This window comes from Cupriavidus sp. 01L415, assembly GCF_056400065.1.
In genome coordinates this window covers 280,702-296,208 of the sequence record NZ_JBFTSP010000004.1, presented here as the reverse complement: position 1 = coordinate 296,208, position 15,507 = coordinate 280,702, and the positions used below count along the sequence as shown (strand labels likewise).

The following is a 15,507-nucleotide window of genomic DNA, read 5'->3' as shown; positions in this document are numbered from 1 at the left end:
GGAACGCAGGAGCGCGCTTAGAACTCGACATCCAGTTCGCTGATCTCGTCGGGTTCCTCGCGCGCGGCAGCAATCCATTCCTGCATCTCCGGCATGGCCAGGATCGCCTTGCAGTACTCCACGGGCAGCGGGTCCAGCATCACGCCATACGTCACAAAACGCGTCACCACCGGCGCGTACATCGCGTCGGCCATGGTCCGGTGTTCGCCGAACAGATATGGCCCGCCGTAGCGCGTCAGGCATTCGGTCCAGATGGCGGTGATGCGGTCGATGTCCGCCTGCGCGCGCGACCAGACCTTCAACCCCGGAAAGTGGCCCTTGAGGTTCATCGGCAAGGCGGCGCGCATGGCGGCAAAGCCCGAGTGCATCTCACCGCAGATGGCGCGGCAGTGGGCGCGCGCGGGCACATCATCGGGCAGCAGCCGCGCCTTGGGGCGGATCTCGTTGAGATATTCGCCAATCGCCAGCGTGTCCCACACCGTCACGCCCTGATGGCGCAGGCACGGCACCAGGATGGAGGGCGACAGCAGCAGGATTTCCGCCCGGGCGGCGGGGTCATCCGGTGGCACCAGCACTTCCTCGAACTCCAGCCCGGCAAACCTCGCCAGCAGCCAGCCTCGCAGCGACCACGACGAATACGTCTTGCTGCTGATAGTCAGCGTCGTCTTTGCCATCATGCCTCCTCTGCCCCCCGGGGCAACGTGCGCGATGTTCGATTGCAGTATCGGTGGCAGCCGCGCGATTCGCCAAGGCGCACCCTGCCGGTGCGTGACGTGGCACCACCCGGAGGCTCGCGCTGCCGTCACGCGTCGGCGCGCACACCCGCACGCGATCGTTACGCCACGCCGCATCGATCTGCGTGTCGTCGAGCACGAAAATCGCAAGGCGCGTGCCAACATTCATGCCGATGGCATATATATTGCGGCAATGGGGTCCGACGATAGCGAGGGACCAATCGATGCTGTACCAGGCCTACCAGACCTACGCGGACATGATGCAGCCAGCGTGCTCGCTGGCGGATATCGCCGCGACCCTGCTTGCCGGCTATCCCCGCGGCGATCATTCCGAGCCGCTGCGAACTGTGCGCGCCGCCTGCGAAGTGTTGGCGCTGGCGCGACTCACGCACTATCGTCCGCCATTCGCCATCCACAGCGTCAAGATCCGCGGCGAACACGTCCCCGTCGTCGAGGAAATCGTCACGCGCACGCCTTTCTGCACATTGCTGCGCTTTCGCCGCGAAGGTGCGCCGCAACAGCCACGCGTGCTGCTGGTGGCACCGATGTCCGGCCACTTCGCCACGTTGCTGCGCGGCACCGTGGAGACAATGCTCCGCGACCATGACGTCTACATTACCGACTGGCACAACCCGCGCGACGTCTCGCTCATCCACGGGCGGTTCGGCTTCGACGAGTTCGTCCAGCATCTCATCACCTTCCTTCACGTACTCGGCGGCAACACCCACTTGGTGGCCGTGTGCCAGCCGACCGTGGCGGCGCTGGCGGCCGTGGCATTGATGGCCGAGGACGGCGATCCCGCCCAGCCACCGAGCCTCACGCTGATGGCGGGCCCGATCGACGCACGCGTGAATCCAACCAAGGTCAACGAGCTGGCGATGAGCCGGCCGATCGAGTGGTTCGAGAGCACGCTGATCGGATACGTACCATTTCGCTTTGCCGGAGCCATGCGGCGGGTCTACCCGGGCTTCGTGCAACTGATCGCGTTCATGAGCATGAATCGTGAACGCCACGAGCAGGCGCTGCGCGATCTCTACGCTTTGCGCGCCCGCGGCGAACATGACCAGGCCGACGCGATCCAGGCGTTCTACACCGAGTACTTCGCTACGATGGACCTGACCGCGGAGTTCTACCTGGAAACGGTCAGCCTGATATTCCAGCGCTTCGTGCTCGCGCAGGGCCTGCTCGACGTGGCCGGCCGGCGCGTCTCCACCCACGCGATTCGTCGCACCGCCCTGCTGACCGTGGAGGGTGAGCGCGACGACATCTGCGCCATCGGCCAGACCATGGCTGCGCAGGACCTGTGCGCAAGCCTGCGGCCGTATATGCGCATGCATCACATCCAGACGGGTGTGGGGCACTACGGCGTGTTCAACGGCAAGCGCTGGGAATCTCAGGTCTACCCGCTGTTGCGGGAGACCATCCACATGAGCGAGTAGGCGGCGCGCGCGAATGACGCATGACGGCAGGCGCCGATTGGCGCCGGGCCATTGACGCGACGATCAGACTGCAACGTCGCGCCACGCCTGCTGAGCCGTCTGGGGCCACGGCGTCACCGCGGGAACGTCGCACGGCGCGAGCGCATCGATGGTCTGGAAATCGGCCGGGCCCACGATCTCCAGGTACTCCATGTCCGGCGAATAATCGAACAGGTAGTGCGTGATGCCCGGGCGCTGGTGTACGCAGTCCCCCGCGGCCACCAACGTCTCCTGATCCTCATACATGAAGCGTGCCCAGCCCTTGAGCATCAGCACGATATGGAAGTCCGCCACATGCCGGTGCCAGCCCGTGCCCTGCTCCGGCGGCAAGTTGGCCTTGACCAGTTGCACGAGGACCTTGCCATGGGTGGCATCGGCGATGCCCAGATCGCGATAGAGGAAAAAGTCACGCAGCCCCTGGTCGACATACCCGGTATCTTGTGGACGGACGTGGGAAAAATCCGTGGGAGACTGGGCGGGCGGCTTGAGCGCAGACGCCTGATGCGCGGGCAGCTGGGACATGGAAGGCTCCTGTTCAGCGTGAGAGGGCCCGCCTTTCGTCGCAACATTCGCGCCACGCAATGTTGGGGCGAATGTGCTGGCGACCTATCTCCTGCCGTCGGCATTGCGCACGCCTGCACCGGCTTCGTACCTGCCCACGCGCCGAATCGATGCGGGCGGCGGCGAGTCGCCCCAAAGCGGTGGCATGCGATACCCTCGGGGTTCTGAACTTCCAGGAGGCCGCGCATGGCACAAGCAACGACCGAACGATTTCAGGGCCAGCACCTGGTGCGGATCGGCGAGGGCGACAGCTATCTGCTGCTCGCACCCGAACACGGCGGCAGGCTGGTGCGCTGGGTGCATCGCGGCGAAGACATCCTCTACTGGCCAGACGATGCCGACTGGGCGCGCGTTGCCAAGGTGCGCGGCGGCAATCCGTTGCTGTTTCCGTTTATCGGCAGGCATTTCGTCGACGGCGCGCCCGGCAAATGGCGCGACCCCGAAGGTGCCGTGCACGAACTTGCGCAGCATGGATTTGCACGCGATCTGCCTTTTACGGTCTCGGCGTTTTCCGACGTCGCCGTGTGCATGACGCTGGCGTCTTCCGCTGCCACGCGTGAAGGCTACCCGTACGAATTCGCGTTCTCCGTGCGCTATCAGCTACTGGCCGACGGGCTCGAGGTCGCTTTGCAAACCCGCAACACGGGGGATCGACCGCTGCCGTATTACGCCGGGCATCATTTCTACTTCGCCCTGCCCCATGTGCAGCGCGCAGCGAGTGAATTGTCGATGCCGGCCGCAGAGCGCGTACGGCAATCACCGGATGGTGGTCTCACAAAGCCGGAGGCCGGCGATGGCGAGTATCGGCTCGACGACGGACGACTGCAGGACACCTTTCACGTGTTGCGTGCGCCGGGCCCGGTCAGCCTGGCGTTGCCGGGACGCTCGATCCGGCTGGCATTGGACGATGCCGACGGCGAAGATCTACACGGCGCGCGCTGGCACGCGGTGACCACATGGACGGAGCGCGACGACTCGGACTTTTATTGCGTGGAGCCGTGGCTGGGCCTGCCGAACGCCATCCACCACGGGCAAGGATTGCGGTGGCTGGCCGCGGGGCAGGAGGAAAGCGCCGTGTGCCGGCTACTGCTGGCTGGCGACGTCATCCGCAACGGTTGATGCCGAGGCTGCGGAAGATCACCCGGCCATCGCCCTGCCACGACTTCGGCGGTTTCTATCGAATCAAGTGTTCGAAGTCGAGCCCGCCGATCAGCACCGAGGGATCGGCCTGGGTCCTCGAATTGAAATCGATCTGACGGGGCTCCTGCCATGCGTCGAGCTTGGCGGGCAAGGCATCCAGATATTCCGCAAACCGGATCTCTCCGCCCGACGAGAACAATCTGTCCACCTCGTAGCCGTCCCATGACAGCGTGATATCCAGCGGATGCGCAAAGCGGCCGCCGCTCGCGCGGGCGGTGCCCCAGATACGCAAGCGCGCAGGCAAATCCGCACGATCGGCGGGAAGCACTTCGGTGTGGAGCGTGCCCTGGGACAGCTTGCGGATGCGCTCGACGATGCGGGGCAGCAGTTCACTCGTGAATCGTTGGGCAGGGGCGGGATGCACGGCGGATGTCTCGGATCTTGTTGTGGCCGCTATTTTGCGCCCGGATGCCCGGGGCCGGGGGGGTTTTCCGACAACGCCCCCGACACGGATGCCCATATCGGGGGGGCCGGCGACCGGACACCCCCCTGAGGTAGCCCAACCCTACAGATTCCCGCGCCCCCTGCCGTAGACCGAAATAGCGCCGCCAAACGTGCATGGCACGTTCCGGTTGCGCCCTGACCCGCAATAGAGGCCGGACGCCAGGCGTCGAAGCTACAAGGGAGGAGACAATGTTGAAGCAGTTATCCATTCGGGGCTATCTCAGCCTCATGGTCGCTTTTTTTGCTGTCGCACTAGGAATCGGCGCCGCCACCGGCCTGCTGTCCATGCAGGCGAACAATACCTCGCTCAGGCAGATGTACACGGTCGATACGCCGGCAGTGGCGGATCTGGAAGGCAGCGCCGGTCAACTGCTACGCCTGCGGCTGGCGCTGGCCACCTACGCCTCGCTCACGGAGCTCGGCGACCAGGAAGGCGCCGCTGCCGTGCTCAAACGGTTTGACCAGTACCTGAAGGCGTCCACGGAACGCCAGGACCACTACCTGGCCGGTGTCGACAAGGGCGATGCCGGCCAGCAGGGCCTGATCGGCGAAATGCAGGCCAAACGCGACAAGTTCCTCAAGGAGGGGATCGATCCGGCCCTCGCGGCACTGAAGGGCGGCGACAAGCAAACGTTCCTCGACGTGCAGGCCCACAAGCTGCCGCCGCTCTATGGCGCCTATGAAAAAGCCATGCTCGCCCTGGAAAAGCTCCAGCTCGACCGAGGCGAGCAGCGGTATCAGGAGGCACAGGCACGCTTCAGGCAGGTCAGCATCGCCGTGGCGGTCGGCCTGGCGGGCGCGTTGCTGCTGAGCTGGCTGGGCCGCGCGGCGCTGATGCGCGCGATCGTCGACCCCGTTGACGCCGCCATCGCCCAGTTCCAGCGCATCGCCAAGGGCGACCTGACAGGGGAAGTCACGGTCCGCAGCGACAACGAAATGGGCAAGCTGAGCGCCGCGCTGCAGACCATGCAGGCCTCCCTGATCCAGACCGTCGGCACCGTGCGCCACGGCACCGAGTCCATCAACACGGGCGTTCAGGAAATTTCCGCCGGCAACACCGACCTGTCGCAGCGCACTGAGGAACAGGCCGCCTCGCTAGAGGAAACCGCGGCCAGCATGGAGCAGCTCACGTCGACCGTCAAACAGACTGCCGAGAGCGCCAGGCAGGCCAGCAACCTGGCCCAGGGCGCCTCGGGCCTTGCCGCGCAGGGTGGCGAGCTCACACACGAAGTGGTCGGCACGATGCAGAACATCGTTGATGATTCGCGCAAGATCGGCGACATCGTCAGCGTGATCGAAAGCATCGCGTTCCAGACCAACATCCTCGCCCTCAATGCGGCGGTGGAGGCGGCCCGCGCCGGCGAACAGGGTCGCGGCTTCGCCGTGGTGGCGAGCGAGGTGCGCGCCCTGGCGCAGCGCAGCGCCGGAGCGGCCAAGGAGATCAAGGGCCTGATCGATGCTTCCACGGCACGGGTAGAGACCGGCGCCGGGCTGGTCGAACGCTCCGGCGCGACGATGGGGGAAATCGTCAGTGCCATCGCGCGCGTCAGCGAGATCATGAACGAGATCGCCGCGGCGGCCGCCGAGCAGAGCAGCGGTATCGACCAGGTCAACGTTGCCGTGGCGCAGATGGACGAAGTCACGCAGCAGAACGCGGCATTGGTGGAGCAGGCCGCGGCGGCGGCAGGATCATTGGAGGAGCAGGCGCAGAGATTGTCTGACGCCGTGGCGGTGTTCCGGATTGGCGGGGACACGACACACCACACGCGCAGGACGCCTCAGCCATCGACGGGACTACGCGCCCTCCCCGCCTGAGATCATCCGGGAGAGTCTTCGCCTCGCAATGAGGCGAAGACATCACGTCAGCGGCTTGCGTTGACCGCACCATCCCGCGTAGAATCGCGCTTCTTGCGGGCGTCGTATAATGGCCATTACCTTAGCTTCCCAAGCTAAAGACGTGGGTTCGATTCCCATCGCCCGCTCCACCTCTGATTGAACGAGCCGCCTCTGGCACCCGGTCGAAACACCGATCGGCGATCCGCCCGGCGGCTTTTTGTTGCCATGCTCCCCCAAGACGCCAGTACCGAACCGACGCCGGCAGAGGACGCCGAGACCGCGTCCGGACAGCCCGACTCCGCCTCCGACGCCACGCAGCAGCCGGGCGACGACGTCGCGCACCCGCGCCGTATCCGCTCGTTCGTGCGCCGCGCCGGACGGACCTCGACCGGCCAGCAGCGCGCCATCGATGAACTCGGCCCGCGCTTCCTGGTGCCCTACAGCCCCGCCCCGCTCGACTGGGCGGCAACGTTCGGGCGTACCGGGCCGGCCATCCTCGAGATCGGCTTTGGCATGGGCGAGACAACCGCCCATATCGCCCAGCTGCGCCCGCAGGACAACTTCCTGGGCTGCGAGGTCCATGAGCCGGGTGTGGGCGCCCTGCTCAAGCTGACGGGCGAACGCGGCATCGAGAATGTGCGCATCCTCCAGCACGACGCGGTCGAAGTGGTCGCCCACATGCTGACCGAGGACTCGCTGGACGGCGTGCATATCTTCTTCCCCGATCCCTGGCACAAGAAACGCCACAACAAGCGCAGGCTGGTGCAGCCTCCCCTGGTCAAGCTGCTGGCCAGCCGGCTCAAGCCGGGCGGGTATCTCCATTGCGCGACGGACTGGGAGGAATACGCCCAGCAGATGGTCGAAGTGCTGGCAGGGGAGCCGATGCTGGAGAACACGTCCAGCGCCGCCGACGGCTTTGCCGAGCGCCCGGACTATCGCCCCATCACCAAGTTCGAGAAGCGCGGCATCCGCCTGGGGCACGGCGTGTGGGACGTGGTGTTCCGCAAGCGTTGATCCGTACTTCCTCGCCAAAAACTAAAAGGCGTGGCTCCCATCGGGGCCACGCCTTTTTTGTTTGGCATTTGCTGGCGTCTCGGATTGCCATCGAGCCGCCATCAAGCCGCTATCGAGCCAAATTCAGGCCGCCATCACGCGTGCCAGGACACCAGGCCGGTCCACGCCGTTACCAGCACGACGATGCCGAAGACGATGCGATACCAGGCGAATGGCTTGAAGTCGTGCGTGGCCACGAATCGCAGCAGCCAGCGCACGCACAGGAACGCCGACAGGAACGCGAACACGAAACCCACGCCGAAAACGCCCAGGTCATCAGCCGACAGCAGCGCACGGGCCTTGTACAGCTCGTACACCGTGGCGCCGAAAATCACCGGGATCGCCAGGAAGAATGAGAACTCGGTGGCCACCTGACGCGACAGGCCAAACAGCATGCCGCCGATGATCGTCGCCCCGGAGCGCGAGGTGCCCGGCACCAGCGCAAAACACTGGGCAAGGCCGACCTTGAGCGCATCGCGCCAGTTCAGGTCGTCCACGGACTCGATGCGCGGCGCGCCAGCCTTGGCGGCTTCCAGCAAGGCATTGCCCTGCGGATGGGAAACCGTGCCGCGGCGCGCATCGCGCCATTCCGCCAGCAGAATCACCACGCCGCCAACGATGAACGCCATCGCCACCGTGATCGGGTTGAACAGATGGGCCTTGATCCATTTGCCGAAAACCAGCGCCAGCACGATGGCGGGCACCGTGGCCACGATTACGTTGATGGCAAAGCGTTGGGCCTTGGGATCGGAGGCCAGGCCGCCCACGACGCTGCCGATGCGACGGCGGAATTCCCAGCACACCGCCAGGATCGCGCCAAACTGGATGACGATCTCGAAAATCTTGCCTTTCTCGTCGTTGAAATCCAGCAACTGCCCGGCAAGGATCAGGTGACCGGTACTGGAAATGGGCAGGAACTCAGTCAGTCCTTCGACGATGCCGAGGATGACGGCTTTCAGGGCGAGTGCAATGTCCATGCGGATTCAGGAAGGATGGAGGGCGCGGTCAGGCCCGCACGGCTCGTGCGGGCGCGTCGGCATTATTGTTGATCTGGATTTACGGCCGATTAATCTTGACGTTGATACCGTCCGGCAGGACTGTGATTGTACCGGGCTCAACGTTAGTGCCGGCCACGCGCAATTGCTCCGGCTTGAATGTATAGAGCGGATAGCCCTGCAGCAACTGCTCCGACAAGATACCGCCCAGCGCATTGAGCTGGCGCGCGAACTGCGCGGGCATGCCCTGCACGTCGAACTGCCTGACCTCGGGGTCCTGCAGCACCAGCGATCGCGTGGGCGCGTCGTAGCGCAGCGCGCTTTCCAGCGCGAAGCGACCGGTCAGGGGCTGGCGAAAGAACAGGCGATTGTCGATGGTGGCGTCGAACTGCACCGTCACGCGATTGCGCGGGGCATCCAGCGCGAGCTGCGGATTGGCCAGCTGGATATCGAACAATTCCATATAGCGCTTGTTGAACGGAAACTTGCGCTCCAATGCCGACTGCAACTGACTTTGGGAAAACGTGTACTCATTGGTCAGGCCGCTGCAGGCAGCGATCCAGACGGTAGCCGCGGCAGCGGTGGCGATGCCGGCAGCCGTCAGCCAGCGCCGGCGTGTCATCGCGATCATCGTGAAACCTCCAGGAAACAGGTTGCGGGCCCGTCGGTCAGGCTGCAACGAAGGCGGGCGCCGTCAGGATCTCCAGCCGCGTCAGCCAGTGCAGTGCCGCCTCGCGCGAATCCCCGCACATTTCGGCGGACGGGCGCAGGCCACCACAAAACGCGGGGCGCCCGGGCTGGCCGAATACGGCGCAGCGCATATCGGGCAGCAGCTGGACGCAGGGCTGGCCTGCGGGCTTGCCCTGCGGCATGCCCGGCAGCGGCGACGCGATCGACGGCGCGATGCAGCAGGCGCCGCAGCCGGCGCGACAGGACAGGTCAGACTGACAAGACATGGTGAAGGTTCTGACGCAAACGCCGTCAATACAAAGGCGCCATTTTGCCTGAGCATGACTGCCAGACCTGCAACAAAGGGAAACTCCGGCCTCATACATCACTTTCGAGCAATGCAGACACGCACCCGGCGCATGGGAAAATGCCGACCGGCCCTTGCTTGACCACGTGTCTCGGCTCCTCTACATTACTGACCCACAAGTTATTTATTTGATGCGACAGCGTGCGGACGCATACTCTCGCCATCCCTGCCCCGTGACCCCTGCATCGCCCAAGAAAGATCCTGACGCCCGCCGCTGGAACCGGCGCAAGGCCGCGCGCCCGCAAGAACTGGTCGCGGCAGCGCTGGATCTGTTCGTCGAACGCGGCTTTGCAGCCACCCGGCTGGAAGACGTGGCCGCCGCCGCAGGGGTATCCAAAGGCACCGTCTACCTCTACTTCGCCAACAAGGAAGAACTGTTCAAGACCGTGGTTCGCGAGAACCTGGTGCCAGCGCTCGCCAAGGGCATGGACCTGGTGGACACGTTCGAAGGCTCGACCCCGGAACTGCTGCGCGAGTTGTTGCTCGGCTGGTGGGGGCTGATCGGCGCCACGCCGGTGGCGGGGCTGACCAAGCTGATCATGGCGGAATCGGGAAATTTCCCGGATATCGCACAGTTTTACCAGGACGAGGTCATGGGCCCGGGCGACGAACTGTTCGCACGCGTGCTGGCGCGTGGCGTGGCGCGCGGCGAGTTCCGCGCGACGCCCGCCAATCCCACCACGACATTGATGTGCGCACCGCTGGTGTTCCTGATGTTGTGGCAGCGCGCGTTCAGCCAGGTCGCCGTCCAGGAGATCGATCCGGGCGCATTCGTCGACCAGTTGCTGCAGATCCTGCTGTTTGGCCTGACGACCGGCCCGGCGCGCGACACGCCGCTGCCCCCACAAGCGGGCCCATATGTCTGGGAACGCATTCGCGACGAAATGATGGCCGAGCGTGCCGCCGCGCAGGGGCGCGCCGAGGACGGCTGAGGAACGGTGCCCCGGCGCAACACTCCCCCCCGGGGAAGCCTTCACCAATAATCTGTAAACATCCCAGGGGGGTCCGCAGGGGTAAAATAGCGGGCTTTTACGCAACTTCCCGGCGCGCGCACCAGCCGGCCGGGAAACAGAGTCAACCAGAATCAACAGCACTGGCAGCGATCGCCGGCGACGGCCGGCAACGCAAGCGCAGCAAGCATTGGAAGGATACGCAAGATGGATCTCGAAAAAGCCCGGTTCAACATGATCGAACAGCAAATCCGCCCGTGGGACGTGCTGGACCAGGAAATCCTGGACCTGCTCGCCGTGGTCAAGCGGGAGCAGTTCGTGCCGCAGGCCTACGCCGCGCTGGCTTTCGTCGACATGGAGATCCCCCTGCCGGCCGGCCAGAACATGCTGCCTCCGCGCGTGGAAGCCCGCATCCTGCAGGACCTGAACGTGCGCAAGCATGAAAACGTCCTGGAAATCGGCGCCGGTTCCGGCTACATGGCCGCCCTGCTCGCCAACCGCGCCCGCCACGTGCTGACCGTGGATATCGAGCCCGAAATGGTGACGCTGGCCCGCAAGAACCTGGCTGACGCCGGCGTGACCAACGTGGACGTGGCCGAAGGCAACGCCGCCGAAGGCTGGGCCGCCGCCGCTCCGTACGATGTGATCTGCGTCTCGGGCTCGGTGCCGGAGATCCCGCAGTCGATGCTGTCGCAGATCAAGGTCGGCGGCCGCATCGCCGCGATCGTCGGCACCGCACCGGTGATGGAAGCCCGCCTGGTCACCCGCGTATCGGAAAACGAATACCAGTCCGTGAACCTGTTCGAGACGCTGGCCACGCCCCTGCAAGGCGCCGCACAGCCCTCGCGTTTCAAGTTCTGATCCGGGAGCCCGCCATGCAGGTCATCAACGCAACGCAACTGGCGCAGTGGCTGGCGGATGCCGGCCGCGCCAAGCCGGTACTGCTGGACGTGCGCGAGGACTTGGAAGTCCGCACCGCTGCCATGCCCGGCATTACGCATATCCCGATGGGCCAGATCCCGGCCCGGATGAACGAACTGGAAGAAGACGCCGAGATCGTCTGCATCTGCCACCACGGTGCGCGCAGCATGCAGGTGGCCAACTTCCTGGAGCGGCAGGGCTATGCCAACGTCTACAACCTGACCGGCGGCATCCATGCCTGGTCGACCGACGTGGACCCCTCCGTTCCGCAGTACTGAGCGACAAAGGCCCGGCCGATCCTTCGCCCGGGCCATCGCCCATCCCGCAGTACCCCAGGCCGTATTCAAGCCGTATTCAAGCATCGCCCCGCTGTACCGCCGTATCTCGTCCTTGCCGTACCACCCGTACCACCACCTGAACGTTGACCGCGCGCGCCGCGGCAAGCTGGAGATGTCATGAGTTTTGCGCTTCTCGCCGTGCCCGGCGCGGCCAGGAAACCCCTGGCGGTCGCCGTGTCCCTGCTGGCCTTGCTGCATGTCCCGGCTGCGTTGGCAGCGGACCTGCTTCAGGTCTATCGCGATGCGCAATCCAATGACGCCCAGTTCGCCAGCGCGAGGTCCCAGCTGCTGGCCACGCGAGAGCGCCTGCCGCAGGCGCGCGCGGGATTGCTGCCGCTGGTGGGCGGCACGGCCGGGGTGCAACGGACCATGGCCGATTACAGTTCGCCGGTCGACATCACGCGCTACTTCAATGCCAACACCTGGGCACTGCAGCTGACGCAGCCGCTGTTCCGCTGGGATCGCTGGGAAACCTACAAGCAGGGCGAACTGGCCTCGCTGGCGGGCGAAATCACGTTCCAGCAGGCGCAGCTTGACCTGATCACGCGCGCGTCGCAGGCGTACTTCGACGTGCTGGCCGCGCAGGACAATCTCTATCTGGCCGGCGCCCAGAAGAAGGCCATCGGCGAGCAGCTCGAACAGGCCAAGCGCAATTTCGAAGTCGGCACGGCCACGATTACCGATGCCAACGATGCGCAGGCACGTTATGACCTGGCGACGTCCACCGAGATCGCCGCCCAGAGCGCGCTCGAAGTCACCCGCGCCACGCTGCAGCAGATCACCGGCAACCCCGTCGACGAACTCATGGGCCTGCGCCCCGAAGCCGCGATCCCCGGCCCCATGCCGGCCGACGTGAACGCATGGGCCGCGCAGGCCGAGCAGACCAATCCGCAGGTGGGCATCGCCGGCTACAACCTCGAAACCGCGCAGCGTGAAACGAACAAGGCCAAGGCCGGCCACCTGCCCTCTGTCGACTTCGTCGCGTCCTATGGCTACACCAACGCCCAGGGCACGGCCACGCAGCTCAGCAATATCGGCAGCCGCTACAACTCGGGCGTGGTGGGTGTGCAGCTGAGCATCCCGATCTACGCGGGTGGCCAGATCCAGTCACGTGTGCGCGAGACGCTGGCACTGGCCGACAAGGCCGCGAGCGACCTCGAGTTCGCGCGCCGTACCGCCGCGCAATCGGCGCGACAGACTTACTCGGGCGTGTTCAATGGCCTGGCCCAGGTCAAGGCACTGGAAGCGGCCGAGCGCTCGGCGCAAAGTGCGGTGGAATCGAACCAGCTCGGCTATGAAGTGGGCGTGCGGATCAATATCGACGTGCTGAATGCCGAAGCGCAGCTGTTCTCGACGCGCCGTGATCTGGCGAAGGCACGGTACGACACGATCATGAACGGCATGCGGTTGAAGGCTTCGACCGGCGTGCTGTCCGAGGATGACGTCGTGCAGATCAACACGCTGCTGACATCCGTGCCGGGGTCGATGTACAAGCTGCCGGCAAAGACGCGAATGGGCGCGGCCCCCGCGCCAGCGCCGGCACGTGGGGAACGCGGCCGGCGCGAAAGCATGGTTCCGGCCGCAGCACCACGGTCCTGACTGCCTCAGTCCTGAGGCTTCTGCCTAGATGCCGCTGACGCTTGCACGAGTTACGCCGACAGGCGGCACGCTTTCGGCAGTGGCACGGGTGTCGAGACGACGCGTTGCGCGCGCCTCGAGTCCGGCCAGCCCCAGCAGCAAGCCGATGAGTCCCGCATAGAACACGACATTGGCCTGATGCGCCATCGTGACCTGAGTCAGGCCACAGATCAGCGAAGACAATACAGCGCCCATCCCCGCAACGGCCAGGCTCATGCCCTGATCGTTGCCGCCGGCACGGCATGCGCGCAATGCACGGCCAAACAGCCACACCGGCACCAGGAAGAGTCCCAGTGTGGTCAGGAGTCCGGGAATGCCTGTCGTGGAAGCCGCTTCGACAATATCGTTGTGAGCATGCTCAAGCACGCACGCCGCCGATGTCGTTTGCTGGCAAAACGGTGCGTTGTGAAGAATATGCGCAAACTGCCCCACGCCCGAACCGGTCCACGGATGCTCGATGAAGTACTGCATGCCGAGATGCCAGATCTTGAGGCGCACACCGACCGACGTCTCGATATCGCCTTGCTCGTACTGCTGGATCTCCGTCACAGCCTGGTCGACACGCTTGGAGACCGGGCTACCAGGAACCATATAGGCGCCAACCGCCAGCACGGCGACGGCTGCCACCGACACGAGAAACATGCGCAAGGTAAAGCGCCGATAGCGGATCAGCAGCATCGGCACGACGGTCACCAGCAAGGCAACAACCGCCCCACGGGTGCCGTTCAGCATCAGGATCATGACGCCGCACAAGACGTTGAACCATGCCTCGGCATGCGCCATCCGCGTCTCGCCCGGCCGGGCAAAGCCAACCAGCGCCAGCGCCGCGACCATATTGGCAAAGGCGATGGCTTGCGTCCATGCCGATGGCCGCTCGTAGCCCAATGCAAACTTCTGGTAGGCAACAATCAGCAGCGCAAAAAAGAGCCCCACGGTGATGCCGCGCCAGAGGCGGCCGGGGATCGGTGCCGAACGTACGATCACCCAGCACGTCAGGATCGCAAGCAGCGCCCGAGATGGGTTATCGATCACATTCCAGGGCACATCGAAGTACAGCTTCGACGCGATATGGACCGCCATGAAGGCCAGGACCGAGATGGCCAGGGGCATCAGCACTTCGGCATGCTCACGCCACGCGCGCCCCGCGCCCCGCCAACCCATCAGTGCCAGGACGCTGACGCCCGCGAGAAAGACCCCTGCGCCTCGCGGCACGCACAGGATCAGTATGGGAAAGGCAAGGACGAGGATGTCGGCCATCCTGGAGAGCCGGGCGTTGCTTATGGTCATAAAAGGGCTTAAAGAAGCGACGAATACGCCATGTATATGTGGGGCGCTGGAGATCAGGCCGGATTGTAAACGATCGGCTATGCGGCCCCTGCGCTTCACCGCCTATTTCGCCCGGGCACGCGATTCCACATTGAGCAACTCCCAGCGGATCGACGAAGCATCCGCTGGCGGGTTCTGAACCTGGTATTCGCGCACGCGCAGCTTGTAGCTGACGCCCGGTTCGAAATCGAGCCCCTCGATCGGCCCATACCAGAGTTGCCACGGCGCGTCGGGCGACTCGCGCCAGCGATAGCATTGCATCCTGCCCACGCCCGAGCACTCCACGCGCTGGGAGTCGATGTAGACAATCTTCTCCTTTCCGGCGGCCGCATCCAGCTTCGCGCCGCGCTGGCCCACCCCTTCGCGCTCGACAAACTGCAACAAATCGCCATCGACGGTCTTCCAGACGATCTGCCGACCGGTGGATCCCGCCGAAGGCTGCGTGCCGACGGTCGCGAACGGTGATTGCATCGCCTTGAGCAACGCCGCTTCCAGGGCCATCCGTGGCCCCGGACATGCCATGCGCGTGCCCGCGATGCGGTCAAAGCGGATGCCGGTGGTGGTCTTGCCATAGCCGCCCGTGAACCGGTTGCAGCCGCTGGTGCCGCTCACCGTGCCCTGCTGCGAGTCGATCCCGTCATTGAAATCGAAAATGATCGGCTGGCCGTTATCGCCATGCGGAATGTCACGCAAGGTGCCATCGGCCTGCTGCCAGCGCACCAACTCCCAGCGGCTCGGGCCACCCGATCGGGTCTCGTTCAGGCTGGCGTTCGCGGAAGGCTGATCCGGCACCGAGCCGGTCGCGCAGGCGGACACGAAGGCTGTGGCGGCAACCGCCAGCATTGCTGCCAGGCCGCGCAGTCGGGAAGATGCGAGGGATGGATGCTGCATGAATCGGCTCCTTTTTCTGGCGGGGCGGCGCAATCGACACGTACGTGTTACATGTGATCCGCCCTGCCCCGCCTTGCAGTGTAGAACCCTGCGTTGCGCGTGTATG

General features: G+C 65.0%; 16 protein-coding genes and 1 tRNA gene. 9 read left to right on the top strand and 8 right to left on the bottom strand.

Going from position 1 to position 15,507, the window contains the following annotated elements; all coding sequences use genetic code 11:
• Positions 1 to 17 precede the first annotated feature (17 nt).
• Positions 18 to 674 (bottom strand): glutathione S-transferase family protein, encoded by a 657-nt coding sequence (locus AC1DOX_RS11270; RefSeq protein ID WP_441616130.1) that lies wholly within the window; start codon positions 672 to 674, stop codon positions 18 to 20.
• A gap of 284 nt (positions 675 to 958) precedes the next feature.
• Here AC1DOX_RS11270 and AC1DOX_RS11265 point away from each other — a divergent pair, with 284 nt between their 5' ends.
• Entirely contained in the window at positions 959 to 2,173 is a 1,215-nt protein-coding gene (locus AC1DOX_RS11265) for a polyhydroxyalkanoate depolymerase (RefSeq protein ID WP_441616050.1), read from the top strand.
• 63 nt (positions 2,174 to 2,236) lie between these two features.
• Here the strand turns inward: AC1DOX_RS11265 and AC1DOX_RS11260 are convergent, their stop codons facing one another.
• Positions 2,237 to 2,734, bottom strand: a complete 498-nt coding sequence (locus tag AC1DOX_RS11260; protein WP_441616048.1) for a cupin domain-containing protein — start codon at positions 2,732 to 2,734, stop codon at positions 2,237 to 2,239.
• 225 nt (positions 2,735 to 2,959) lie between these two features.
• On the opposite strand from AC1DOX_RS11260, the gene AC1DOX_RS11255 reads away from it, so the two are divergent.
• Positions 2,960 to 3,892, top strand: coding sequence for an aldose epimerase family protein (locus AC1DOX_RS11255; RefSeq protein ID WP_441616046.1), 933 nt, complete (start codon positions 2,960 to 2,962; stop codon positions 3,890 to 3,892).
• A gap of 55 nt (positions 3,893 to 3,947) precedes the next feature.
• On the opposite strand, the gene AC1DOX_RS11250 is transcribed toward AC1DOX_RS11255, so the two are convergent.
• Entirely contained in the window at positions 3,948 to 4,337 is a 390-nt protein-coding gene (locus tag AC1DOX_RS11250; RefSeq protein ID WP_441616044.1) for a DUF5594 family protein, read from the bottom strand.
• Positions 4,338 to 4,606: 269 nt separating this feature from the next.
• Here AC1DOX_RS11250 and AC1DOX_RS11245 point away from each other — a divergent pair, with 269 nt between their 5' ends.
• The 3 genes from AC1DOX_RS11245 to trmB all read left to right on the top strand — a co-directional run bounded on the left by AC1DOX_RS11245 (position 4,607) and on the right by trmB (position 7,267).
• On the top strand, positions 4,607 to 6,232 hold the full coding sequence (locus AC1DOX_RS11245) for a methyl-accepting chemotaxis protein (RefSeq protein ID WP_441616042.1): 1,626 nt from the start codon (positions 4,607 to 4,609) through the stop codon (positions 6,230 to 6,232).
• A 95-nt stretch (positions 6,233 to 6,327) separates the two neighbouring features.
• Positions 6,328 to 6,402: transfer RNA gene (locus tag AC1DOX_RS11240), tRNA-Gly, on the top strand.
• A 76-nt stretch (positions 6,403 to 6,478) separates the two neighbouring features.
• The gene (trmB, locus tag AC1DOX_RS11235; protein ID WP_441616040.1) at positions 6,479 to 7,267 is read left to right on the top strand and encodes a tRNA (guanosine(46)-N7)-methyltransferase TrmB; all 789 of its coding nucleotides are present in this window, start codon (positions 6,479 to 6,481) and stop codon (positions 7,265 to 7,267) included.
• Between the two features lie 134 nt (positions 7,268 to 7,401).
• Here trmB and AC1DOX_RS11230 read toward each other — a convergent pair whose 3' ends face one another.
• The 3 genes from AC1DOX_RS11230 to AC1DOX_RS11220 all read right to left on the bottom strand — a co-directional run bounded on the left by AC1DOX_RS11230 (position 7,402) and on the right by AC1DOX_RS11220 (position 9,257).
• Positions 7,402 to 8,283, bottom strand: a complete 882-nt coding sequence (locus tag AC1DOX_RS11230; RefSeq protein WP_092134917.1) for an undecaprenyl-diphosphate phosphatase — start codon at positions 8,281 to 8,283, stop codon at positions 7,402 to 7,404.
• A 79-nt stretch (positions 8,284 to 8,362) separates the two neighbouring features.
• Positions 8,363 to 8,932, bottom strand: coding sequence for a DUF1439 domain-containing protein (locus AC1DOX_RS11225; protein ID WP_092134918.1), 570 nt, complete (start codon positions 8,930 to 8,932; stop codon positions 8,363 to 8,365).
• A 37-nt stretch (positions 8,933 to 8,969) separates the two neighbouring features.
• Positions 8,970 to 9,257, bottom strand: coding sequence for a YkgJ family cysteine cluster protein (locus AC1DOX_RS11220; RefSeq protein ID WP_441616037.1), 288 nt, complete (start codon positions 9,255 to 9,257; stop codon positions 8,970 to 8,972).
• A 211-nt stretch (positions 9,258 to 9,468) separates the two neighbouring features.
• Here AC1DOX_RS11220 and AC1DOX_RS11215 point away from each other — a divergent pair, with 211 nt between their 5' ends.
• The 4 genes from AC1DOX_RS11215 (at position 9,469) to AC1DOX_RS11200 (ending at position 13,145) form a co-directional block, all read left to right on the top strand.
• Entirely contained in the window at positions 9,469 to 10,269 is an 801-nt protein-coding gene (locus tag AC1DOX_RS11215) for a TetR/AcrR family transcriptional regulator (RefSeq protein ID WP_441616035.1), read from the top strand.
• A gap of 225 nt (positions 10,270 to 10,494) precedes the next feature.
• The gene (locus AC1DOX_RS11210; RefSeq protein ID WP_477101336.1) at positions 10,495 to 11,148 is read left to right on the top strand and encodes a protein-L-isoaspartate O-methyltransferase family protein; all 654 of its coding nucleotides are present in this window, start codon (positions 10,495 to 10,497) and stop codon (positions 11,146 to 11,148) included.
• A 14-nt stretch (positions 11,149 to 11,162) separates the two neighbouring features.
• On the top strand, positions 11,163 to 11,486 hold the full coding sequence (locus AC1DOX_RS11205; protein ID WP_092134924.1) for a rhodanese-like domain-containing protein: 324 nt from the start codon (positions 11,163 to 11,165) through the stop codon (positions 11,484 to 11,486).
• A 177-nt stretch (positions 11,487 to 11,663) separates the two neighbouring features.
• Positions 11,664 to 13,145, top strand: coding sequence for a TolC family outer membrane protein (locus tag AC1DOX_RS11200; protein WP_441616031.1), 1,482 nt, complete (start codon positions 11,664 to 11,666; stop codon positions 13,143 to 13,145).
• A 24-nt stretch (positions 13,146 to 13,169) separates the two neighbouring features.
• Here the strand turns inward: AC1DOX_RS11200 and AC1DOX_RS11195 are convergent, their stop codons facing one another.
• A complete protein-coding gene (locus AC1DOX_RS11195) occupies positions 13,170 to 14,570 on the bottom strand; it encodes an O-antigen ligase family protein (RefSeq protein ID WP_441616029.1) in 1,401 nt (466 codons plus the stop codon).
• A gap of 3 nt (positions 14,571 to 14,573) precedes the next feature.
• Positions 14,574 to 15,401, bottom strand: a complete 828-nt coding sequence (locus AC1DOX_RS11190; protein ID WP_441616028.1) for an META and DUF4377 domain-containing protein — start codon at positions 15,399 to 15,401, stop codon at positions 14,574 to 14,576.
• Between the last annotated feature and the right edge of the window lie 106 nt (positions 15,402 to 15,507).